Below are 20,791 nucleotides of genomic sequence, written 5' to 3'. Positions count from 1 at the left end.
AAATATCCTCTAGATGAAAACATAAATATTATCCTTCATCCATTTTTTCAACCGTATTTTTCAGAAGATTATATTTTTATAATACTAGTAGAATCATATTAAGGAGTGACGATAATGGAAACGACAAATACGGCAAAACCACGCGTTATTCAAAACTATAAAGGAACTGAACTTCACGCAAAGGGATGGATTCAAGAAGCAGCGCTGCGCATGTTATTAAATAACCTTGACCAGGAAGTAGCAGAAAGACCAGAAGACCTCGTGGTATACGGCGGAATCGGAAAAGCAGCTCGAAACTGGGAATCTTTTGATGCTATTGTGAAAACGCTTTTAGAGTTAGAAGAGGACGAAACACTTTTAATTCAATCTGGTAAGCCGGTTGTGGTCTGGAAATCCCACAAGGATGCACCACGCGTATTACTGGCAAACTCAAACCTCGTACCTGCTTGGGCAAATTGGGAGCATTTCCATGAGTTAGATAAAAAAGGCCTCATGATGTACGGTCAAATGACAGCTGGAAGCTGGATTTACATCGGCAGCCAGGGAATTGTTCAAGGTACTTATGAAACATTCGCAGAGCTTGCTCGTCAAGAGTTTGGCGGCTCCTTAAAACACACCATCACCTTAACCGCAGGTCTTGGCGGCATGGGCGGCGCTCAACCGCTTGCCGTAACGATGAACGATGGCGTATGTATTGCTATTGAGGTAGAGGAATGGCGAATCGATCGTCGAATTGAAACACGATATTTGGATGTAAAAACAAAAGTCCTTGATGAAGCATTAAAATTAGCCTTTGAGGCGAAAAAGGAAGGCAACGCACTTTCTATCGGTCTTCTTGGTAACGCGGCAGAAATCTTACCATTAATGATTGAAAAAGGCTTCACCCCTGATGTGTTAACAGACCAAACTTCTGCCCATGACCCGCTTAACGGCTATGTGCCAGTGGGCTATTCTTTAGAAGAAGCAGCGAAGTTAAGAAAAGAAGATCCTACACTATATGTGAAGCTTTCTAAACAAAGCATGGCTACACATGTAAAAGCTATGTTATCAATGCAGCAAAAAGGCGCCGTTACTTTTGACTACGGTAACAATATCCGTCAGGTTGCAAAAGATGAAGGCGTTGAAAATGCGTTCGACTTCCCTGGATTCGTCCCTGCTTACATTCGTCCATTATTCTGTGAAGGAAAAGGACCGTTCCGCTGGGCAGCCTTATCTGGCGATCCAGAAGATATTCGCAAAATTGATGAAGCATTACTTCGTGAGTTTAAAGATGACGAGCATCTTTGTAAATGGGTTAAGATGGCTCAAGAAAGAATCGCTTTCCAAGGACTTCCTGCCCGTATTTGCTGGCTAGGCTATGGAGACCGTGCCCGCTTTGGGAAAGTCATCAATGACATGGTTGCTTCTGGAGAAGTTTCTGCACCAATTGTTATCGGCCGTGATCATCTGGATGCTGGATCTGTTGCTTCGCCGAACCGTGAAACAGAAGCAATGAAGGACGGAAGTGATGCAGTTTCTGACTGGCCAATTCTTAATGCAATGATCAATGCAGTTGGCGGTGCAAGCTGGATTTCCCTTCACCACGGTGGCGGAGTTGGTATGGGATATTCCCAGCACTCTGGTATGGTAATTGTTGCGGACGGAACTAAGGATGCGGAAATGCGCTTACAGCGCGTATTAACAACTGACCCTGGTATGGGTGTAGTTCGTCACGCAGATGCAGGCTATGATTTAGCCATTAAGACAGCGAAGGAAAAAGGCATCAAGATGCCAATGCTGCAACAAGACTAAGATTGAAGGGATTGGAAACGAATGAGTAAAGCAATTTTTATCAGAATGGCTTCTCAGCTCGTTACCCTAAAGGGGAGCTCTAAGGCTCCCCTTGTTAAGGGGGCGATGTCTGAGTTAAATATAATTGAGAACGGCAGCGTTTGGATTGAAGACGGAGTGATTCAGGCTGTTGGTACGGATGAGGAATTAGCAGCAAAGTATATGGCTCGTTTAGCTGACGCAGAGGTTGTCGATGCAACGGGTAAACTTGTGACCCCTGGTCTTGTCGACCCACATACCCATGTTGTTTTTGCCGGAAGCAGAGAAAACGAATTTAATATGCGCCTTCAAGGGGCTACCTATATGGATATTATGAATGCCGGCGGCGGGATTCATGCGACGACACGGGCAACACAGGCTGCCAGCCATGAACAGCTTTTTAGTGAAAGCTATGAGCGTTTGAACGCGTTCCTCCGTCATGGTGTTACTACGATCGAAGCGAAAAGCGGATACGGCATGGAGTGGGCAACGGAATTAAAACAGCTAGAAGTGGCTAAAGAGCTGAATGAAAAGCATGTGATTGACCTTGTTTCTACCTTTATGGGCGCCCATGCCGTTCCGAAAGAGTATAAAGAAAATCCGGATGCGTTTGTGGATTTGTTGATTGACGAAATGATCCCAAAGGTGGCCGAACTAGGCCTTGCCGAATTTAATGATGTTTTCTGTGAGCATGGAGTGTTTACACCGGAGCAATCACGCAGAATCCTTGAAGCGGGTAAACGCCACGGGCTGCTGGCGAAAATTCATGCGGATGAAATTGAGCCGTATGAAGGTGCTGAGCTAGCTGCTGAAGTGGGTGCGGTTTCTGCAGACCACTTATTGAAGGCATCTGAAAAGGGCATGAAGGCAATGGCGGAAAAGGGAGTAGTCGGCGTATTACTTCCAGGAACCGCGTACTTTTTAATGGCAGAGTCTGCAAATGGCCGGAAAATGATTGATTTGGGTGTACCGGTTGCCTTGTCAACGGATTGCAACCCAGGTTCATCGCCAACGGTTTCCCTTCCATTCATCATGAGTCTTGGCTGTTTGAAAATGGGGATGACTCCTGCAGAAGTCATTTCGGCGACCACAATCAATGCGGCGCATGCGATTAATCGTGCTGCTGAGATTGGCAGCTTGGAGGTTGGCAAAAAAGGTGATGTGACCATTTTTAATGTGCCAAACTATATGAAGCTTCAATACTCCTATGGTGTTAACCACGTGGACACGGTTGTGAAAAATGGTGCAATGGTTGTCAAGGGAGGTCAGCTCAGTGAAGAGCTTTCTTTATCCAAAAATTAATCCTCACAGCTTTACATGGGTAAGACCGGAGGGACGTGCTCCGGAGAAGGTTCATGAATGGATTCAGCCGCTCGATGCTGCGGTTGATGCTGAAAAGAGCAAAGAAGCGGAGATTATCGTTGTCGGTGTGCCTTTGTCACGTTCATCGATTAGCGCTTCTGGAGCATCGGAATTTCCTGATGCTTTTAGACGTGCTTGGAAGGGTTTTACCACTTACAATCTTGATGAGGACCTTGACTTAGCGGAAATGAGTGCTTTGGATGTGGGGGACGTCCCAATGCATGTTACCGATATCCGCCGCTGTCATGAGAATATTATTGAGGCGTCGGAGGCTCTTCACAGTCATTTTAGTAATTCGAAGGTTTGTGCTATTGGCGGGGACCATTCGATTACGGCGATGATGGTGAAGGGGCTTCATAAGGCGAAGCCTGAGGAGCGAATTGGAATTCTCCAGTTTGATACCCATTTTGATTTAAGGGATATGAGTGATAATGGCCCTTCAAACGGTACACCAATGCGGAACCTGATTGAAAGTGGTGTAGTGGAAGGCTCGAATATGTACAACATCGGCTTGCATGGGTTTTTTAATACTAAGGAATTAAAGCAATATGCAGACGAAAAGGGTGTTAACTATATTACTTTAGGCCGCGCTCGGAAAAAGGGCATCGAAGCGACCGTTCTTGAATGTTTAGAAGAGCTTTCTGCTAAAGTAGATACAATTTATTTAACTGTTGATATGGATGTGCTTGATATCGCCTATGCTCCAGGGGTACCGGCCTCAACGCCGGGGGGCATGACAACCGCAGAACTGCTGGAAGGCGTGCTAGCAGCAGGCCGCCATCCAAAAGTAAAAGCCATGGACATCGTCTGCCTGGACCCGCTTAAGGACACGAACGTCCAACCAACCGTCAAACTTGGCACCCACGTATTTCTGACCTTTGTAACAGGGGTAATGTTAAGATAGGTGTCAGGCACCAAAAAAAGACAAAACAAGGCAAATGTCCACCTCAGGCGGACATTTGCCTTGTTTATTTTTGTGCAGTTTACATAATAATATTATGTAAACTGCAATAACCTACATCTAATAAGTTGTGGTAATGTGTTTATTAATGAATTAATTAAATCCGGCTAGTTTTTTGGCGTAGAGCATATTGGTTTTAAGGATTTCGTAGTATAGGTCGGGAAAACCGGCAACGAGTGCGATTTCATGGGAAGGGTTTCGATGCTGGACATCCAGAATCCAAATAGCTTCATTTTCATCAACTTTTACATCTACACTGGCATTGGCAAAGTGAACTCCTTTTTCTTCGATTACCTTAACCGCTTCAATCGATTTATCAGCTATTTCCTTCACCAACATGGCCGTTTTCACTTCATTAAGATCCCAAACTTCTTTCAGCGTCTCTTTTCCTAATTCAACAAACGGATATATATTGCTTAATACAGTGCCCGGTTTACCTTGTCGTGCAAACATATTCATGGCCTGCCATTTGCCCTTTGAATTCTTAATAACAATCACCCGAAAGTCAATGGTCCGATCATGTGTAGTTTGCAGTTCAATTGATTGTTGGATCATATATTCTCCTGCTTTAAAATACTTAGCAAACAATTCATAGGCTTGGTTTTTTTCAGAGAATCGTATTTTCTTCGATTCTCCCTTTTTTGGATTCGTGAAGATGATGTAGTTATTTTCTTTTGAGATTTTGTAAATATAGGATTCTTTTGTGGTGCTGATAGATTTAACCATCACCTTAGAGTATTTCTCTAAAAATGAGTACAGTTCTTCAGGAGATTCATACAAAATGGAATGTGGCAGATAATCCTTCACAATATAGGAGGACTCTAAAATCTTATGAATATTCCATTTATTATAATGAAAATCATTAAAAACAGCATCACCGATAACAGATTGAAAATGCTTAATCCATCTGGAACTTGCCTTCTTCGTCAGAACAAAAATAGAGGAAGGATAAGGAAACGTCCCTTTTTCCCATTGTTTGGATCTAGGATTAAAAAGATAACCTTTTATGGTTTGATCTTCTTTATTTACACCATCAAGTGAAAAAACAAGAACAGCTCCCTTGATTTCACTGTAATATAATAAATAATCCAATAGGTCCTCTAGTTGACTATTGATAGAATTAAATGAATTTCCAGCTAGTATCCCAATAAAGGGACCGAAGTGGATTTCATCGCCTTTTAGTAAAATTTCATAATGGCAGTTAAGAGGAATGTTTAAATGATCAAGAATATCTGAAGAAATGCCCACCTCATTTTCCTGAAGGTTATGGGACGTATAAACAGGTGCCTTTAGTGATTGACTTCCAAAGAAAAAAATCCTTTCAGTCCAGCGGGTGATACCGATAAATTTGGCAACCTCCGGGTGCAGTCTTATAACACCTTCGCTATCTTGATCCCGCCTTAAGCGAAAAAAACTTTCCATTGTTTACCCCCTAACATAAATGTGGATAAGTTATTGTATGATTACTTTTTTAATATTGTTTTGATTTGAATCAAAAATGGGGGGACAAGAGGATAAAATGGTCGAATGTTTATTGAAATTAAAGATAAAATCCCTGCCTAAACGCAAAAAAGCAGGTGTCAATTGACGCCTGCTACGTGAAGATAACATAATTTTATTTCCCTTGCATAAGAGAAACTCTATATTTATGTAATTCTGAACTCATGATTCCGTTTGAAATTGCAGGATCATTTTTCATTACTTTCTCAGCATTTTCCCATGATTCTGATTTAAATACGCAAATTCCAAATGCTCCGTCTAAGCAGGGTCCTGCTAGAATTAATTTTTCTTTTGCTAACAAACCTTTTAGATACTCGAAATGCTCCTCCATAATTTTCGCTTCCATTTGTGTCATGGAATCAATAAAATCCTTGCGTTTTGGTCTGATCAGATAAACAAACTCTTCCAAAAATACCCCCCCTAACAATTAGTTAACTAAAGTTAGAGTAGGACCAATTTTTTGATTTGTAAAGCCATATAGAATCGCTTTTCATCCCGAAAAATAAACAATCAGTCAGTAGCACCTTATACTCTCGTCCACTCCAAATAAAATAATAAACATATACTAATGTAATTCGTAATTATCGAAGAGATCGGCTGTTAAAAAAGGGCAAGTTTTTTCACCTGTACAAAAAAAAAAGAATAATCTATAGGGATTTCCCCTTTGAAATGCGGCTTATGAAAGGAGGAGATTAAATGGCTGGTGTACAAAAGAGTGTAGATACTTCTAGTTTAGCTGAGGTAATTGACCGTATATTGACTAAAGGTGTAGTTATAGACATTTGGGCATGCGTTTCTTTAGTTGGCATTCAACTGCTAACAATTGAAGCCCGTATAGTTATTGCCAGTGTCAAGACATGGTTAAAATACGCCGAAGCAGTTGGACTCCTAAAAGACCCTCATCATCATCTTTTTAAAGAGGAAGGCGAAGTCGAATCTTCCTAAATAGTAAGAAAAGTGTTGCCAAGGCAAGTGAAGCCTTGGCTCTTTGTTGAAAGAAAAAGTTATAAGGAGGTGTGATGATGTTCGTCAAGACAAAAATGATAGAGGATATTATTAGAAAAACAAAATTGTACATGAAAGCTGGTTATCCTGTACATTTCGTCGGGCCATCAGGAGTTGGTAAAACAAGCTTGGCCCTTCATATTGCCTCACAAATGAATAGGCCTGTTACCATCATACGCGGCCATCACGAATTATCGAATAAAGATTTATTGGGTTTTCAAAATGGAATAACGAAAAAAGAGACCATCGATAATTATATTCACTCAGTTTACAAACATGAGCAAGTAATTAAACCGAATTGGGTCGAGGGACAGCTTATACAAGCGGTCAAATATGGGCATGTGGTTATTTACGATGAATTTTCACGTTCTCTTCCTGAAACGAATAATATATTTTTAGCCCTCTTAGAAGAAAAGGTGTTGCCTCTTTACGGGAAGGAAAAGGACTCATTTATCCCTTGTCATCCAGACTTTTCCATCATTTTTACAAGTAATCCCGATGAATATGCAGGAACTTTTCATGCACCGGATGCTCTTTTTGATCGATTAATCACAATCAGTTTGGACACGTGTAATACTGATGATGAGATAAAGATTCTTCATAAGAAAACAGGAATCAAACAAGATGAAGCGGAGGAAGTTGTAAGGCTTGTTTCAAAACTAAGATCCCACGGAAAGGGATTTTGTCCTAGTTTACGAGTTTCTCTCATGATTGCAACGATTGCCCAAAAAGCAGACATTCCAATTAAGGCAACGAATATACAATACCAAGCACTTTGTCAAGATGTATTAATGAGACCAGTAAAGCAAATATTTCCTCAGTTGAACAGAAAAGCTGTTCAGGAACTAATTTTAAAGGAATTGTTAGGGTAGGAGGACCAGCAATGAGTACCCAAAATAGGGTGTATGTATTTTGTGCCATACGGGAGAAGGAGCCAAAGCACTTTGGTAAAGTAACTCTTAATAATTTGGAAAATAAAGTTTATACGATTCACCATCAGAATATAGCAATGGTGGTGTCAAAAGTCAAAGGTGAAGTATTGCCTGATCGAAATAACTTATTTGCTCATCAGAACATGATTTCCGAAATTATAAAAAGTTATGGGGTAATCCCCATGAGTTTTGGAAATGTTCTTCATTCAGAAGAGGATGTGCTCCTGATTTTAAAGCATATGCATGATGAATTTGATAAATTGTTTACCCAATTGGAGAACAAAATCGAGCTTGGATTAAAGGTGATAGCAAAAAAGTCATGGATAAATGAAGAAATGAAAAATAATCCGACTTTAAATAAGTGGCAGTCATCTAAAATAGATATCTCCAATCCGGCATCCTTTTATGATCAGATTCAATTAGGAGAACAAGCACAAAACTTTATTTTAGGGTTAGAAAACGACGTGGAAAAAGAAATCTATACCCCCTTGCTAGAGCTGGCGGAAGCAGGAAAACTAAATGCAACCATACCTGGAAAAACTCTTTTAAATGCTGCCTTTTTGGTGGATCGTAAAAAAGAAGAGGCCTTTGACCAACAGGTGAATGATGTCTATGAATTATGGAAGGACAAAGTAGATTTTAAGTATACCGGCCCTTGGCCCGCCTATAATTTTGTCGATATCCGATTAAGGATAGAAGGGAAATAGTAATGTTTAAATTATTATCATTGCCATTCCGATCAATCATCAAGCTTGGGGAAAAGATTCAAGAAGAAGTGGAACAAGAATTCTATGATATCAAATATATTCAGCAACAGCTAATAGAGTTGCATTTGATGTACGAATTGGAGGAAATTGATGAAGAAGCCTACGTTCTTCGGGAGCAGGAATTGCTTACCAGATACAAAATAGCCAAAGAACGTGAAAAAAGTGAGTTATTGGATGAGTAAGACTTTTTAAAAGGAGGAGGAGGCTGCCTTGTACAAATTACAGGTTGATACAGATTATATATATATGTACGGAGTCGCTTTAAAAGATGAATTTCAAGGTACTGAGGTCCCTTTACCAACAGGAATAGACCTAAAGCCTGTCTATACGAAAACTTATAAAGATTTAGCAGTCGTTATTACCCCGGTAAATGCCCCTGATTTTTCCCAACAACAAATAGACCAACTGGTTAAGGATGCAGAATGGTTAAAGGAAAAAGCCTTACATCATCATGAAATCATCGCTGCTATTCACAATTATATTACTCTTCTTCCCATGTCGTTCTGCACCATTTTCCAAAAAGAAGATACTTTAGAGGGGTTATTAACAGAACAATATGATGAGTTTTATCAAAAGCTCCTTAGCCTAAAGGGTAAACAAGAGTGGAATGTGAAAATGTATTGTAACCCGGATAAGGCCTTAACTCATGTTATTAATCATAATGCCGCTGTTCAAGATTTAAAGGAAAAATTAGCGTTTATGCCAAAGGGTAAGCAATTTTTAATGAAGAAGAAGCTAGAACAATTGATTGCTTCACAATTTGAGCTGGAACAAAGCAGATGGTGGCATGAAATCAATCAGGAACTTCACCCCTTTTTCACTGATTTCAATTTACGTAAAAATTGGGGGAAAGATGTAACGGAACGAAAAGATGACATGTTGATTAATTGTGATTATTTACTAGATACAAGTAAAGTGGAGGATTTTTTAAACAAAATACAGGATATAGAAAAAACATATGAACCACTGGGATGTGGTTTTCAAGTAACCGGTCCTTGGCCGCCTTATCATTTTTCTAAAATGGTGAAGGAGACATAAAGATGGAGAGGCATCATCTTTTTGAAAATAAAGAAATGACCCTGTTGGATTTATTAGACGGTATCATTGACACAGGAGTAGTGGTACGAGGAGAAATATTAATCTCAGTTGCCAATATCGATTTAATTGTTATTGACCTTAAGCTCCTGATTTCATCGATTGAAAGTGCTTTTGGCACTCGGGAACGGAAAAATGGAGGGGAGGTCATTGTTGATGGAACGGATACCCCTGGACTCGAATCAAGTAGAGCAAGGATTAGCCAAACTAGTGCTCACGATCATTGAACTCCTCCGTCAATTAATGGAGCGACAGGCGATGAGACGGGTGGAGAGTGATTCCCTCACGGAAGAACAACTGGAGGAATTGGGGTTAACATTAATGAGGCTTGAGGAAAAAATGGAAGAATTAAAGATCATTTTTGGTTTAGAAAAAGAAGATCTTAATATAGAATTGGGCCCGTTGGGAAGACTTCTTTAAACCACTGACAGGAGAGATTTTTATGCCCATTCAGCATTCAACACAATCCAACAATTTACTAGATGTTTTGGAAAAAATCTTAGATAAGGGAGTCGTGATTGCCGGGGATATAAAAATAGCTTTAGCGGACGTCGACTTGCTCACCATTAAAATCAGGCTGCTGGTTGCTTCGGTGGATAAAGCCAGAGAAATTGGAATGGACTGGTGGGAAAGCGATCCATATTATTCCTCGAAAGGAAGACTGGCTGAACAAGAGCGTGCTCAATTACTTGAAAGAGTCAATCGTCTTGAACAGCTTGTTGAAACAAAGGCAATCCCACAAGAAGTGGAAGAAAAAGCATTACTTGAACCGATTGTTGAAAATAAGGAAGAGGTAATTAAGATAGAGGAAGATAAGGAATCAGTGAATCAAGCGAAGACGACGGACTCATCAAACAATGCCAAAGAAAAGGAATCACGAAATAAGAAAAATGAGAAGAAAAAGAATCCGGGAAACAATAACTAATAAAAGCTTACTCCCAACATTTACGTAAAAAAACCTTGATTTCCAAGGTTTTTTTTATAAAAATTCTTCTATATACTAGCACTATCTTCTTCGGTACTCGTATAATTTCTTTACCATTTTAGTAAGATAATTATTTTGTTCTTTTAGATTTGATAATTCGGCTTTTAATTCTGAAAATTCGTTGGCGATTTTCTCTAATTGTTCAGCTATAGAAGACATCTGCTCATTTTCTGGTGTATCAGCTATAGAAGACATCTCCTCATTTTCTGGTGTATCAGCTGCATTGGTTTCAGGAGTTACAGAGTTTAGATTTTTATTGCTAAGTTCCGTAACAGATTTCATAACCAAATCGTTCTTTAGCAATGATGATGCCAGCTGCATAATGGCACCTAAATCAAGTGTATTTTGATTTTTGGAAAGATTTTTACCAGATTCTTCATTACTCGGTTTCTGATCCTTTTTTTCATTCTTATTACTACTCATCATTAAACCACCTTTTTGTTTTAAATAAATTAAGTTCGGAAAATTCCTTACATCCTATGTTGAAAAACTAAAAATGTAGTGTGTTAATATCACCGTAATAAAAAAATTTTCTTTTCGTTATAAATAAAACAAAAATCTCCTAAAACCAAAAACTCTAGAAAATCATATTGAAATGATTTTCTAGAGTTCATTTACTCATCTATTAAGATAAGCTTAAATCCCTTTCGGTTTGTTGTTACTGCAAGGGATTCATTAGGATGCGCAACGTAGGTTACGTCTAGCAGTTTCAAGATCTGTTGGGTTAACGCCAAGGATAACAGCCAGAATAATAAGGACTGATAGTACAAGGGCAATTAAACCAATTCCTAGTTGACAAAGAATATCTTGAAGATCAATTGCTGAAGACATGAATTTCCCCCCTATCTGAAAAGAAATTTTTTTAAGGGCCCCTTACAAAATACATTCTATGTTATTAAAAAGGACAAGCATAGACTTATATCACGATAATAAAAAAAAGGCTAGCTAACTTTGCGAAATGGGGAAAACAAGGAGAAAATTTCCGATTTCACGCAAATTTATTAGGTAAGAATAACTTTTTGGATTCGCTTTTATTTTGCTCCCTTACGATATAAAAGACCCTTTTTTGAATTTCTTAGAAGATCGTAAAAAGAATTGTTTTTGTTCTAATTAATTACTTTAAATCAAATCTGGATTTGAGTCGCTTCTTGTGATTTAAAGTCATCCAGAATTCGCTGACTAGCGACAATAAGTAGATTTTGTTTCGTTATTTTATTAGGAAGGGCTGAGAATACCTTTACGCAAGGAAAAATTTCTGAAATGGTCGCGTGTAAAGTATGCAAGAATTTATCATTTCGCAGATTCCCAAGATAGTTCATGATTAGAATTCCATTGTTGGCCAATTTTTCATTCGTCAGGGTAAAAAAGTCTTTTGTTGTTAAATGAATTGGGATATCAGTGCCGCTGTACGCGTCCAAAAAAATGATATCCTGAGAGTTTGCCTCCCTAGTCTTTAAGAGCGCTTGTCCATCACCAACTAATACGTTCTTACCGGTATGTCCAAAATATTTCTTAGATACCTCGACGACCACCGGGTCAATTTCTGCCGTTAACATATTTTTATTGGAATAATGTGAACTTACTGTCCCAATTCCATGGCCAATTATAAATCCATTTTTAAAATCAGATGCATAGTGATCAATTAGATCCACAGTGATTCGACTGTATGAAGCGACGAGGCAGTGCGGCTGCTCCAAATTCATTATTCCTTGAATAGAGTCGGAAGAAAATTGAAGCATTCTGAATTTTCCCCGCTTTCCCTCGAATGTACTCCTCTCAGTAACGAAAATAGTTTGATAAATGCTTGATGTCTTAAAAATTAATGTTGAGCCAAAAAGAAGGATATGTTTTTCCAATCCATTATTTCTATTTATCTGTTCCATATTATTAACCTCCATAGCATGTTTGCTATAGAGTATTCATTTGGAATGATATTTGCGAGAATAAATAGCATAGTAGATTAAAAATATTATAGAATTTTGGGAGGAATATTTATTTACATATATTTGAAAGGCATAATATATATTAGATTAATAGAAGGGAGGTAGTAACTTGGGTAAATTGTTCTCTTCTGTATCAGTACTTTGGGTACTGTTTCTCCCATTAATATCTGTTAGTAAAGTTGGAGTCGTTGAGTTTCTAAATGATTGTGACGAAAATCCTAACGATAACGACCTTGAAGTTATAATGCTGATAAAACAATTAGGAGAACTTAGACAGTCTGGTTTTATAACTGAAGAAGAATTTAAGATAAAAAAGAAACTATTGCTGGATAAATTATGTTTGTAACTAAAGAATGTCACAAAGAACACTGGATTATATCTAGTGTTCTTTTGTGAGTTAATATAGGTTTTTCCATTACATCTATTCTTTCTTCGAATTTTGTTTTTTAGCGATACTCCTTAATAAATAAATCCCTGCAATTAAAGCAAGTAGATTTAAGGAATCCCCCAAATTGATTGTAAGGCTGAAATTATTGTTCACTCTAATATCATTCTTAGTATTGTTGTTACCCGGTTCTGATTTTACCACTTGAATATCTTTTCCCACTAAAGCACACCCCCATACTATAATTATATTATTTATCTAAATTCAATATTTACTAAATTTATAATAGGGATCACTTGATTGTATGACTTCTCTATGTTTTCATTAATTACACGGATATTATTTTTTCAAAGAATATGATTGTTAAAATTAGCTGAATAGTAGTGTTTTATGTTAAATAATGCTGAGGAAATAAATGTTTATTCCTTGGGAAAGCGCATGAAAAGACAATTCTCGAGTGAAGATGTCGGATGAAAGCGCTTTCTGTAACTTTTGAGGGGAGAGTCTATCGTTGAGGATGATTGATGCTCACATTCATTTGGATCAGTACAAAGATGATGAAATTAATAACATAATGGTAGAACCCTCTCTAATAGAATGGCTGATATCCGTTTCATTTAATCTTGAATCATGCATGAGGAATCTTGATTTATCTCGAAAATTCCACAAAGTGAGGGCAGCTTTCGGATACCATCCAGAGCAATCATTACCAAATGAAAAGTATTTAGGTGAACTATTCAGCTGGATCGAAAAAAACATGGGAAATATGATTGCCATCGGTGAGGTAGGGCTTCCTTTTTATTTAAGGCAAGAGAATGAAATTTCTACCAGCCAATACGAAAAGTACCTTTCCCTTCTGGAGATATTTGTTCAAAAGGCTTCAGCCTGGGAAAAACCAATTATCCTTCATGCAATTTATGACGATGCACCTATCGTATGCGACCTTTTAGAAAAATACTCTATTAAAAAGGCACATTTTCATTGGTTTAAGGGAGATCAGAAAACCATCACTCGAATGATAGAGAATGGGTATTTTATTTCTGTTACCCCTGATATTGTCTATAAAGAAAAAATAAGGAACATCGTTCACATGTACCCATTAGAGCAGATGATGATTGAAACAGACGGGCCATGGCCGTTCGAAGGTCCTTTTTTCGGTAAAAGGACCAATCCGAATATGATGAGTGAATCAATCCGAGAAATTTCAAAAATAAAAAAATTGCCAATTGAAGATGTTTCTGATAAATTATGGCAAAACACGATAACATTTTATGATCTGAAGAACAGTTAAAAAGGAGAAACCAACAATGAGCAAGCATGTAATTGTCTATACGACAAACGACTGTATTGAATGTACGATGGTTAAAAAAGTCCTCACAGAAGAAGGGATCCCGTTTGAAACCAGGAATGTTTCTACCAACCCTGAATATCAAAAGGAAGTGGAAGAGTACGGTTTTTTAGGGGTTCCAGTAACTGTAGTTGATAATCGGGCAGTTAAAGGATTTACCAATGAATTAAAGGAGCTCATGGAGCTGGCGAAAAAAGAATAAAAGCATTTTATTTCTTTACATATTATTTTTATAGGAGTATTATTGATTTAAATTTAATATGTTTAGTATCTACTAGGGGTGCCCATAATGCGGGCTGAGAGGAAACGGCAACGTTTTTAACCCTTCGGACCTGATCTGGATAATACCAGCGTAGGAAAGTAGTCGAGAATAGTCATTACGCTTACTTGCTTATAACCAGGTCCAAATATGGATCTGGTTTTTTTATGTTAAAAAAGGAAAGAGGAAATTCTAATGGAAAAAAACAGTTTGTATGAAACATTACAAAAAGTAAGAGAAGTGAATCCGCTTGTACATAATATCACAAATGTAGTGGTAACGAATTTTACAGCAAATGGGCTTCTGGCACTTGGGGCATCACCAGTTATGGCTTATGCCGAGGAAGAAGTAGCCGATATGGCCAAAATCGCTAGTGCACTCGTTTTAAATATTGGTACATTAAACTCTCAAAACGTCAATTCTATGATTCTTGCAGGAAAATCTGCGAATGAACACAATGTCCCGGTCATTTTTGACCCAGTAGGAGCTGGAGCAACAAGCTATAGAACCGAAACGGCCCAAAGAATCATGAAGGAAGTCAAAGTCGCAATCATTAGAGGCAATGCGGCAGAAATCGCAAATGTTGTAGGTGAAAAGTGGGAAATCAAGGGCGTTGACGCTGGAAATACCGAGGGGAATGTCATTGACCTTGCGATCAAAGCTGCCCAAAAGATGAATTGCTTAGTTGTCATTACTGGAAAAGAAGATATCGTCAGCGATGGTAAAACCACCTATGCCATTGCTAATGGTCATCCAATCTTAACAAAGGTGACCGGTACTGGATGCTTATTGACCTCCGTAATCGGTGCTTTTGCAGGTGTCGAAAAAGATCTCATAAAGGCTTCCGTTGCTGCTTTAACTTTTTATGGAATTGCGGCCGAAAAGGCAGCACAAAAAACAATTGAACAAGGTCCAGGCAGTTTCCAAATCGAATTTTTAAACCAATTGTCAGTTGTTTCCACTGATGATATCAGGCAACATAGCGCAATCAGACAGGTTTAAGGGGGCTAATAAAATGAAAAAAGCATTAACGATTGCAGGGTCGGATAGCGGCGGCGGAGCCGGAATCCAGGCGGATCTTAAAACTTTTCAGGAATTACAGGTTTTTGGTATGTCAGCTTTAACCGCTGTTACCGCCCAAAATACCTTGGGTGTTCATGGGGTGTATCCGATGACAGTCGAAGCTGTGGTTAAACAGATAGAGGCAATAGGCGATGATATGGGAACAGATGCCGTGAAAACCGGAATGCTGTTTAATGCAGAAATCATCGAGGCGGTTGCTGAAATTATTAGTAAATATAATTGGGAAAACCTTGTGGTAGACCCTGTCATGATTGCTAAGGGTGGCGCCTCTTTACTACAGCTAGAAGCCATTTCAGCAATGAAAAAATATTTATTGCCGCTTGCAAGGGTCATTACACCGAACATACCGGAAGCAGAGGTTCTTACTAGCATGTCGATTCATACCGCCAAAGATAAGGAAGATGCTGCTAAAAGATTATCTGAATTTGGCGTCCAAAACGTTATCATCAAAGGCGGCCATGATGAGGATGAATCTGTATCCATTGATCTATTGTTTGACGGGACAGAATTCTACACTTTTGCCAAGGAACGAATTCAAACGAAAAACACTCACGGAACTGGCTGTACTTTTTCAGCAGCCATCACGGCAGAACTTGCAAAAGGTGCGCCTTTATATCAGGCAGTCGCATTAGCCAAGGATTTTATTCATGATGCGATCCAATTTGATTTGGAGATTGGCAAAGGACATGGCCCAACCAACCATTGGGGATACCGAGTAAAGAATGAGGGCTTGCGCTTATGAAAAATTTACGAGACTACCTAAAAGTATATTTTATCATGGGCAGCCCTAACTGCCTGAAGGACCCAACTGAGGTATTAAAAGAAGCCATCGCTGGAGGGATTACCCTTTTTCAATTTCGTGAAAAAGGAAAAGGCGCTTTAACTGGAGAGGATAAATATACTCTCGCCAGAGAACTTCAAAGCATATGCAGAGAGCATCACATCCCATTCATCGTCAATGACGATATCGAGCTGGCACTGGCGATTGATGCTGACGGTGTCCATATCGGGCAAGAGGACGAGTCTGTGAAAACTGTTAGGAAAAAAATTGGTGAGAAACTCCTCGGGGTGTCTGTCCATTCCACAGAGGAAGCGATGTCCGCGATTCGAGAAGGCGCAGATTATTTCGGTATTGGACCCGTTTTTCCGACAAAAACAAAAGCGGATGCCAAACCGTCACGGGGTACAGAACTTATTGAAACACTTAGGAAAAATGGATACCAAACCCCAATTGTCGGCATTGGCGGGATAACGGCAGAAAATGCCCGATCTATTGTGGAAGCCGGAGCAGATGGTGTTTCCGTTATTACAGCAATCAGCCTTGCAAAGTCACCTTTAGAAGCTGCCAAGAAATTAAAAGGAACGGTGAAAGGATGAAAAGAACTCATAAACTTACATTAACGGCAATGATGATTGCGATAGGCACGATTTCTAGTAGTTTAGTATCGATTCCGATTGGATTTACCAAGGTCTTTCCTGTTCAGCACTTTTTGAATGTATTATCGGCAGTACTGTTAGGCCCTTATTACGCAGTGGCTCAGGCCTTTTGTGTATCTCTACTGCGAAACTTAATGGGAACCGGGTCCGTATTTGCCTTTCCAGGCAGCATGGTTGGGGCATTATTGGCATCCTTATTATTTTGTAAAACTAGAAAAATATATCTTGCTTTCATAGGTGAGGTCATTGGAACTGGCATCCTGGGAGCACTCCTTTCCTATCCAATCGCAACGCTGATTCTTGGACAAAAAGCGACCTTATTTGGATTTATTCCATTGTTTATTTTTAGCTCCTTTGCCGGTGCACTGATTGGTTTTGTTATTCTTACAATTTTTTCAAAAAATAAAGTTGTGAATTTGGCAGCTTCCAAGGTTGTGGACAAATGAGAAAAGAGCTTCTGGATCGGATATCGGATAAAGTAGAAGCGAGAAAAGAGGAATTGCTGGAACTGTTAACAAAGCTAATAGCCTATCCTACAGTAAGTCCCCCTGCCCGAAATACCACCGAGGTACAGGACTATATTAAAGGCTATCTGGAAGAGTTGGGATTTAAAACGGAAAAATGGGACGTTTACCCTGGTGATCCTAATGTCGTAGGGATTTTACACGGTGAATCTTCTGAGCAGTTTAATAGCTTAATTGTGAATGGTCATGTGGATGTGGCCGAGGTAGGGGATGATAAAGAGTGGAATTCATCGCCATTTGAAGCCATTGCCAAAGATGGCTATATATACGGCCGCGGCGTTGCCGATATGAAGGGCGGAATCGCTGCCTCCCTTTTGGCTATTAAACTTTTAAAAGAACTTGGCATTCCGCTACAAGGTGACCTGCAATTCCAATCGGTTATTGGGGAGGAAGTGGGGGAGGCCGGTACGCTAGCCTGTATGGAAAAAGGATACAAGGCAGACTATGCCGTTGTTGTCGATACAAGCGACTTACATATTCAAGGACAGGGCGGCGTCATTACTGGCTGGATTACCATTCAAAGTAGGAAAACCTACCACGATGGGCTTAGGAGGAACATGATTCATGCTGGCGGAGGCATCAACGGGGCCAGTGCGATTGAGAAAATGACAAAAATCATTACAGGGCTTCAAGAACTTGAACGGCATTGGGCGGTAACGAAAAGCTATGATGGCTTTCCGCCTGGCACCAATACGATCAATCCTGCAGTCATTGAGGGAGGCCGGCATGCAGCTTTTGTGGCCGACCGCTGCTCTTTATGGATCACGGTACATTTTTACCCGAATGAAGATTACGATGACGTGATTAAGGAAATTGAACAGCATATTAGTGCTGTCGCTGCTTCAGATCCATGGCTTAGGGAAAATCCTCCGGAATTTGTTTGGGGCGGTAAATCGATGATTGTTGACCGCGGGGAAATTTTCCCTTCATTAGAAATCGATCCTGAACATTCTGGAACAAAGCTTTTAACAAATTCCTTTGAAAAATTGATTGGCTTTGAGCCAGCAGTTGGTATGTCAACCACTGTAACAGACGCAGGCTGGCTTGGCCGGGCGGGGATTCCGACGGTTATCTTCGGACCCGGAAAACTTGAAGATGCCCATGCTGTCAATGAAAAAGTAGAAATCCAGCAATTGCTGGATTTTACAAAAGTATTAGCTGTATTTATTGCAGAGTGGTGCAATACAAGGAAGGAGGACCAGCAATGAAATTTTCACAAAGGCTTTATCAAAAAGTAGAAGATATTTGGAAAAAAACACACCAGCATCCTTTTGTTGTCGGAATGGGGACCGGGGAATTACCTGTTGAATCCTTTATCCGTTATATGAAGCAGGATTATGTGTTCCTAATCGACTACTCTAAGTTGTTTGCACTCGGAGTAGTGAGGGCAGGAGACCTGGAGACAATGGCGGCGTTCGCTAAACTCCTAAACGAAACCCTGCATGGAGAAATGGAACTCCATCGTCAGTACGCTGAAAGATTTGGAATTACACATCAACAGCTTGAAGAAACAAAGCCGACTCCCATCAACTTGGCGTATACACGGTACATGCTGAATGTCGCCCAAAATGGCTCATTAGAGGAATTAATCGCTGCTTTACTGCCGTGTATGTGGAGCTATTGGGAGATTAGCAAGATGCTAGCAGATAACTATCCGAACTCTATCAATCACTATCAGTATGGTGATTGGGTGAAAATGTACTCTTCAAGTGAATTTGGCGAGCTTGCCTCTTGGCTCATTAATTTATTGGATGCATACGCGGATGGAAAACCTGAACGGGAGCTGGCCATTTTAGAAGAACACTTTTTGACGACTTCCCGATTTGAATACATGTTCTGGGATATGGTTTATGAGGGAGGCGATTGGCCTGTCTAATTCGTCCATGCTATCCATCAAAGATCTGACATATTCATTTAGCGACGAAAGACCTATTTTTCAAAAAATTTCCTTAGATGTACAACCAGGCGAATTTGTATCCGTGATCGGAGCAAGCGGGTCTGGAAAAAGTACTCTTTTTAAATTGATTACGGGTTTACTAGAGCCAGACGTGGGAGAAATTCGCATTGGGCAGCAGGATACAAAAAGAAGATTAGGACAGGTAGGCTATATGCCGCAAAAAGATCTTCTTTTGCCATGGAGGACGGTTTTGGACAATGTGTTGCTGCCACTGGAGGTAACAAAGGAAAAAAGCCAAGAAAAAATCCCAGGAGTCCGCGAATGGTTAGCCTGTTTTGGACTGGCAGATTACGAAAATGCTTACCCAAATGAACTCTCCGGAGGGATGAAGCAGCGGGTCGCTTTTTTACGAACATTGGTGACAGGCAGAGACCTCTTATTGCTGGATGAGCCGTTTGGCGCATTGGATTCTTTAACGAAACGCAACATGCATAGCTGGTTACTGGGGCTGTGGGGAGAATTACGAAAAACGGTCCTGTTCATCACCCATGATCTTGAGGAAGCAATTTTATTAAGCGATCGAATTTATTTGTTAAAAGGGAACGGCATCCAAGAAATAAAAGTCAGCTTGCCGAGACCTAGAAGCTCAGAACTAATCTATCAATCTGATTTTATGGCGATGCGAAAAGAATTGGAGTGGCTGATTCAACATGAAAGGTAATTTAAAAAAATGGACGGGCGATTATGGGTTATTTTTGCTTGTGGTCATCCTTCTTGTCAGTTTGTGGCAATGGATCGTCAAGCATGGAATGGTACCAGCGTTTATCCTGCCCTCCCCATCGGCGATTTGGGCATCCCTGATCGATAACCGGGAGCTTCTGTTCGAAGAGCATTTGCCTGCAACATTAAAGGAAGTCCTAATTGGATTCGGATTTTCTCTCGCTGGAGGTCTCCTGTTAGGTGTAGGGATGCATTTTTTCCGACCGGTAGAAAAAATCTTATATCCCTTTCTCGTCATCTCGCAAACGATTCCGTTGATCGCGATTTCACCTATTTTCATTATGTGGTTTGGTTATTCGATTTGGAGTAAAATTGCCGTCACGATTTTAACAGCATTTTTTCCCATTGTCGTGAGCACTTATGATGGCTTGAAGGCAGGCGGGAAGGAATTTAGTGAATTATTGCAAACCATGGGTGCGGGCCGCTGGATGATTTTTAAGAAGATCCAAATGCCGATGGCACTGCCTTCTATTTTTTCCGGATTGAAAATGTCTGTTGTGTATTGTGTGGTGGGGGCGACGATCGGAGAATGGCTGGGGGCAAGTGAAGGGCTCGGTTATTTTAGCCGAAGGATGTCAGGAAACTTAAAGGCAGATGCAGTATTTGCTGCCATATTTCTTCTTTCTTTGCTTGGGATTGTCTTATTTTTACTAATAGGTTTAATAGAAAAACAGTTATTGAAAAATCAAAATCGTTAACATCATGGAAGGTTGTAGGTA

The 20,791-nt window shown here is 39.8% G+C and carries 27 protein-coding genes, 1 pseudogene and 1 riboswitch; of the genes and pseudogenes, 22 read left to right on the top strand and 6 right to left on the bottom strand.

Going from position 1 to position 20,791, the window contains the following annotated elements; genetic code table 11:
- Positions 1-114 precede the first annotated feature (114 nt).
- Genes hutU through LC455_RS01185 form a run of 3 tightly spaced genes read left to right on the top strand, consistent with a single transcriptional unit; the run spans position 115 to position 4,075 of the window.
- The gene (hutU, locus tag LC455_RS01195; protein WP_223587740.1) at positions 115-1,791 is read left to right on the top strand and encodes a urocanate hydratase; all 1,677 of its coding nucleotides are present in this window, start codon (positions 115-117) and stop codon (positions 1,789-1,791) included.
- A 21-nt stretch (positions 1,792-1,812) separates the two neighbouring features.
- Entirely contained in the window at positions 1,813-3,111 is a 1,299-nt protein-coding gene (gene hutI, locus LC455_RS01190; RefSeq protein ID WP_223587739.1) for an imidazolonepropionase, read from the top strand.
- Positions 3,083-4,075, top strand: a complete 993-nt coding sequence (locus tag LC455_RS01185; RefSeq protein WP_223587738.1) for an agmatinase family protein — start codon at positions 3,083-3,085, stop codon at positions 4,073-4,075. Before hutI ends, LC455_RS01185 begins: the two co-directional genes overlap by 29 nt.
- Positions 4,076-4,225: 150 nt before the next feature.
- Here the strand turns inward: LC455_RS01185 and LC455_RS01180 are convergent, their stop codons facing one another.
- Both LC455_RS01180 and LC455_RS01175 read right to left on the bottom strand, forming a co-directional pair.
- Positions 4,226-5,554, bottom strand: a complete 1,329-nt coding sequence (locus LC455_RS01180) for a YheC/YheD family endospore coat-associated protein (protein ID WP_223587737.1) — start codon at positions 5,552-5,554, stop codon at positions 4,226-4,228.
- 193 nt (positions 5,555-5,747) lie between these two features.
- On the bottom strand, positions 5,748-6,041 hold the full coding sequence (locus LC455_RS01175) for a YciI family protein (protein WP_223587736.1): 294 nt from the start codon (positions 6,039-6,041) through the stop codon (positions 5,748-5,750).
- 287 nt (positions 6,042-6,328) lie between these two features.
- Between LC455_RS01175 and gvpA the strand changes: the two genes are divergently transcribed.
- The 8 genes and pseudogenes from gvpA to LC455_RS01135 form a co-directional block, all read left to right on the top strand.
- A complete protein-coding gene (gvpA, locus tag LC455_RS01170) occupies positions 6,329-6,577 on the top strand; it encodes a gas vesicle structural protein GvpA (RefSeq protein WP_223587735.1) in 249 nt (82 codons plus the stop codon).
- A 74-nt stretch (positions 6,578-6,651) separates the two neighbouring features.
- Positions 6,652-7,509 (top strand): gas vesicle protein GvpN, encoded by an 858-nt coding sequence (gene gvpN / locus LC455_RS01165; protein WP_223587734.1) that lies wholly within the window; start codon positions 6,652-6,654, stop codon positions 7,507-7,509.
- An 11-nt stretch (positions 7,510-7,520) separates the two neighbouring features.
- Complete coding sequence (locus LC455_RS01160) at positions 7,521-8,276, top strand: GvpL/GvpF family gas vesicle protein (protein WP_223587733.1); 756 nt, start codon at positions 7,521-7,523, stop codon at positions 8,274-8,276.
- 2 nt (positions 8,277-8,278) lie between these two features.
- Complete coding sequence (locus LC455_RS01155) at positions 8,279-8,518, top strand: gas vesicle protein GvpG (RefSeq protein ID WP_223587732.1); 240 nt, start codon at positions 8,279-8,281, stop codon at positions 8,516-8,518.
- Between the two features lie 28 nt (positions 8,519-8,546).
- Positions 8,547-9,374 (top strand): GvpL/GvpF family gas vesicle protein, encoded by an 828-nt coding sequence (locus LC455_RS01150; RefSeq protein ID WP_223587731.1) that lies wholly within the window; start codon positions 8,547-8,549, stop codon positions 9,372-9,374.
- A 2-nt stretch (positions 9,375-9,376) separates the two neighbouring features.
- The gene (locus tag LC455_RS01145) at positions 9,377-9,658 is read left to right on the top strand and encodes a gas vesicle protein (protein ID WP_223587730.1); all 282 of its coding nucleotides are present in this window, start codon (positions 9,377-9,379) and stop codon (positions 9,656-9,658) included.
- Complete coding sequence (locus LC455_RS01140; RefSeq protein WP_223587729.1) at positions 9,567-9,851, top strand: gas vesicle protein K; 285 nt, start codon at positions 9,567-9,569, stop codon at positions 9,849-9,851. Before LC455_RS01145 ends, LC455_RS01140 begins: the two co-directional genes overlap by 92 nt.
- Before the next feature lie 22 nt (positions 9,852-9,873).
- Positions 9,874-10,161: pseudogene (locus LC455_RS01135) on the top strand (gas vesicle protein); the annotation flags it as partial.
- A 276-nt stretch (positions 10,162-10,437) separates the two neighbouring features.
- On the opposite strand, the gene LC455_RS01130 reads toward LC455_RS01135, so the two are convergent.
- From LC455_RS01130 to LC455_RS01120, 3 genes are all read right to left on the bottom strand, one after another.
- Positions 10,438-10,839 (bottom strand): hypothetical protein, encoded by a 402-nt coding sequence (locus LC455_RS01130; protein WP_223587728.1) that lies wholly within the window; start codon positions 10,837-10,839, stop codon positions 10,438-10,440.
- Between the two features lie 252 nt (positions 10,840-11,091).
- Positions 11,092-11,247 carry a hypothetical protein gene (locus tag LC455_RS01125; protein WP_223587727.1) on the bottom strand — a complete coding sequence of 52 codons (156 nt, stop codon included), beginning with the start codon at positions 11,245-11,247 and terminating at the stop codon, positions 11,092-11,094.
- Positions 11,248-11,540: 293 nt separating this feature from the next.
- Positions 11,541-12,299 (bottom strand): spermidine synthase, encoded by a 759-nt coding sequence (locus LC455_RS01120; protein WP_223587726.1) that lies wholly within the window; start codon positions 12,297-12,299, stop codon positions 11,541-11,543.
- Positions 12,300-12,468: 169 nt separating this feature from the next.
- On the opposite strand from LC455_RS01120, the gene LC455_RS01115 reads away from it, so the two are divergent.
- Positions 12,469-12,705, top strand: coding sequence for an SHOCT domain-containing protein (locus LC455_RS01115; protein ID WP_223587725.1), 237 nt, complete (start codon positions 12,469-12,471; stop codon positions 12,703-12,705).
- A 75-nt stretch (positions 12,706-12,780) separates the two neighbouring features.
- On the opposite strand, the gene LC455_RS01110 is transcribed toward LC455_RS01115, so the two are convergent.
- A complete protein-coding gene (locus LC455_RS01110; RefSeq protein WP_223587724.1) occupies positions 12,781-12,966 on the bottom strand; it encodes a hypothetical protein in 186 nt (61 codons plus the stop codon).
- A 295-nt stretch (positions 12,967-13,261) separates the two neighbouring features.
- Between LC455_RS01110 and LC455_RS01105 the strand changes: the two genes are divergently transcribed.
- From LC455_RS01105 to LC455_RS01060, 10 genes are all read left to right on the top strand, one after another.
- On the top strand, positions 13,262-14,035 hold the full coding sequence (locus tag LC455_RS01105) for a TatD family hydrolase (RefSeq protein WP_223588644.1): 774 nt from the start codon (positions 13,262-13,264) through the stop codon (positions 14,033-14,035).
- A gap of 16 nt (positions 14,036-14,051) precedes the next feature.
- Complete coding sequence (locus LC455_RS01100) at positions 14,052-14,294, top strand: glutaredoxin family protein (protein WP_223587723.1); 243 nt, start codon at positions 14,052-14,054, stop codon at positions 14,292-14,294.
- 64 nt (positions 14,295-14,358) lie between these two features.
- A riboswitch (TPP riboswitch) is annotated at positions 14,359-14,468 on the top strand.
- A gap of 78 nt (positions 14,469-14,546) precedes the next feature.
- Positions 14,547-15,353, top strand: a complete 807-nt coding sequence (thiM, locus tag LC455_RS01095) for a hydroxyethylthiazole kinase (protein ID WP_223587722.1) — start codon at positions 14,547-14,549, stop codon at positions 15,351-15,353.
- A gap of 13 nt (positions 15,354-15,366) precedes the next feature.
- Positions 15,367-16,176, top strand: coding sequence for a bifunctional hydroxymethylpyrimidine kinase/phosphomethylpyrimidine kinase (thiD, locus tag LC455_RS01090; RefSeq protein ID WP_223587721.1), 810 nt, complete (start codon positions 15,367-15,369; stop codon positions 16,174-16,176).
- Positions 16,173-16,811 carry a thiamine phosphate synthase gene (gene thiE / locus LC455_RS01085; protein WP_223587720.1) on the top strand — a complete coding sequence of 213 codons (639 nt, stop codon included), beginning with the start codon at positions 16,173-16,175 and terminating at the stop codon, positions 16,809-16,811. Before thiD ends, thiE begins: the two co-directional genes overlap by 4 nt.
- Complete coding sequence (thiW, locus tag LC455_RS01080; RefSeq protein ID WP_223587719.1) at positions 16,808-17,317, top strand: energy coupling factor transporter S component ThiW; 510 nt, start codon at positions 16,808-16,810, stop codon at positions 17,315-17,317. The genes thiE and thiW overlap by 4 nt, the downstream gene beginning before the upstream one ends.
- Positions 17,314-18,603 (top strand): acetylornithine deacetylase, encoded by a 1,290-nt coding sequence (locus LC455_RS01075; RefSeq protein ID WP_223587718.1) that lies wholly within the window; start codon positions 17,314-17,316, stop codon positions 18,601-18,603. Before thiW ends, LC455_RS01075 begins: the two co-directional genes overlap by 4 nt.
- Complete coding sequence (gene tenA, locus LC455_RS01070; protein WP_223587717.1) at positions 18,600-19,271, top strand: thiaminase II; 672 nt, start codon at positions 18,600-18,602, stop codon at positions 19,269-19,271. Before LC455_RS01075 ends, tenA begins: the two co-directional genes overlap by 4 nt.
- The gene (locus LC455_RS01065; protein WP_223587716.1) at positions 19,246-20,013 is read left to right on the top strand and encodes an ABC transporter ATP-binding protein; all 768 of its coding nucleotides are present in this window, start codon (positions 19,246-19,248) and stop codon (positions 20,011-20,013) included. Before tenA ends, LC455_RS01065 begins: the two co-directional genes overlap by 26 nt.
- Positions 20,003-20,770 carry an ABC transporter permease gene (locus tag LC455_RS01060; protein WP_223587715.1) on the top strand — a complete coding sequence of 256 codons (768 nt, stop codon included), beginning with the start codon at positions 20,003-20,005 and terminating at the stop codon, positions 20,768-20,770. The genes LC455_RS01065 and LC455_RS01060 overlap by 11 nt, the downstream gene beginning before the upstream one ends.
- Positions 20,771-20,791: the final 21 nt, after the last annotated feature.

Source organism: Neobacillus bataviensis, from assembly GCF_019969725.1.
Note: the sequence above shows the minus strand (reverse complement) of the source record. Positions and strands in the feature narration are given on the sequence as shown.

Coding starts and splice junctions, on each gene's coding strand:
- thiE (WP_223587720.1), top strand. CDS start 16,173: ATGAAAAATTTACGAGACTACCTAAAAGTATATTTTATCATGGGCAGC.
- LC455_RS01145 (WP_223587730.1), top strand. CDS start 9,377: ATGGAGAGGCATCATCTTTTTGAAAATAAAGAAATGACCCTGTTGGAT.
- thiW (WP_223587719.1), top strand. CDS start 16,808: ATGAAAAGAACTCATAAACTTACATTAACGGCAATGATGATTGCGATA.
- LC455_RS01075 (WP_223587718.1), top strand. CDS start 17,314: ATGAGAAAAGAGCTTCTGGATCGGATATCGGATAAAGTAGAAGCGAGA.
- thiM (WP_223587722.1), top strand. CDS start 14,547: ATGGAAAAAAACAGTTTGTATGAAACATTACAAAAAGTAAGAGAAGTG.
- LC455_RS01105 (WP_223588644.1), top strand. CDS start 13,262: ATGATTGATGCTCACATTCATTTGGATCAGTACAAAGATGATGAAATT.
- LC455_RS01130 (WP_223587728.1), bottom strand. CDS start 10,839: ATGAGTAGTAATAAGAATGAAAAAAAGGATCAGAAACCGAGTAATGAA.
- LC455_RS01065 (WP_223587716.1), top strand. CDS start 19,246: ATGAGGGAGGCGATTGGCCTGTCTAATTCGTCCATGCTATCCATCAAA.
- LC455_RS01160 (WP_223587733.1), top strand. CDS start 7,521: ATGAGTACCCAAAATAGGGTGTATGTATTTTGTGCCATACGGGAGAAG.
- gvpN (WP_223587734.1), top strand. CDS start 6,652: ATGATGTTCGTCAAGACAAAAATGATAGAGGATATTATTAGAAAAACA.
- LC455_RS01100 (WP_223587723.1), top strand. CDS start 14,052: ATGAGCAAGCATGTAATTGTCTATACGACAAACGACTGTATTGAATGT.
- thiD (WP_223587721.1), top strand. CDS start 15,367: ATGAAAAAAGCATTAACGATTGCAGGGTCGGATAGCGGCGGCGGAGCC.
- LC455_RS01125 (WP_223587727.1), bottom strand. CDS start 11,247: ATGTCTTCAGCAATTGATCTTCAAGATATTCTTTGTCAACTAGGAATT.
- hutI (WP_223587739.1), top strand. CDS start 1,813: ATGAGTAAAGCAATTTTTATCAGAATGGCTTCTCAGCTCGTTACCCTA.
- LC455_RS01120 (WP_223587726.1), bottom strand. CDS start 12,299: ATGGAACAGATAAATAGAAATAATGGATTGGAAAAACATATCCTTCTT.
- LC455_RS01060 (WP_223587715.1), top strand. CDS start 20,003: ATGAAAGGTAATTTAAAAAAATGGACGGGCGATTATGGGTTATTTTTG.
- LC455_RS01180 (WP_223587737.1), bottom strand. CDS start 5,554: ATGGAAAGTTTTTTTCGCTTAAGGCGGGATCAAGATAGCGAAGGTGTT.
- LC455_RS01140 (WP_223587729.1), top strand. CDS start 9,567: ATGGAGGGGAGGTCATTGTTGATGGAACGGATACCCCTGGACTCGAAT.
- hutU (WP_223587740.1), top strand. CDS start 115: ATGGAAACGACAAATACGGCAAAACCACGCGTTATTCAAAACTATAAA.
- tenA (WP_223587717.1), top strand. CDS start 18,600: ATGAAATTTTCACAAAGGCTTTATCAAAAAGTAGAAGATATTTGGAAA.
- LC455_RS01155 (WP_223587732.1), top strand. CDS start 8,279: ATGTTTAAATTATTATCATTGCCATTCCGATCAATCATCAAGCTTGGG.
- gvpA (WP_223587735.1), top strand. CDS start 6,329: ATGGCTGGTGTACAAAAGAGTGTAGATACTTCTAGTTTAGCTGAGGTA.